General features: G+C 54.5%; 1 pseudogene. It reads left to right on the forward strand.

Going from position 1 to position 354, the window contains the following annotated elements:
* A pseudogene (locus tag ACO0LM_RS28740) lies at positions 1-354 on the forward strand (IS110 family transposase); the annotation flags it as partial.

The following is a 354-nucleotide window of genomic DNA, read 5'->3' on the forward strand; positions in this document are numbered from 1 at the left end:
TGCATCGGGTGCGTAACGGCATGATCAAGGCAAGAACCGCGCAAGCCAATCAACTGCATGGGCTATTGGCGGAGTTTGGGATCGCCTTACCACAAGGCATGGCAAGATTGATGAGCGAAGTCAAAATACAATTGGCCAGGGATGACAGCGGGTTACCGCCCTTGATGCAGGAGTTGACGCAGCGACTGCTCTCGCATTTGCAGGGACTGGATCGACAGGTGCAGGAGATTGACAAGCAAATCAAGCAACTGGCAAGACAATCCCAGCTTTGCCGCACGTTGGAACAGGTGCCGGGCATCGGCCCCATTACCGCCACGGCTCTTGTTGCTACGGTAGGCAGTCACATCAATGAAT

The organism is Undibacterium sp. Di26W (genome assembly GCF_049340265.1).
In the GTDB taxonomy this organism is placed as follows: domain Bacteria; phylum Pseudomonadota; class Gammaproteobacteria; order Burkholderiales; family Burkholderiaceae_D; genus Undibacterium.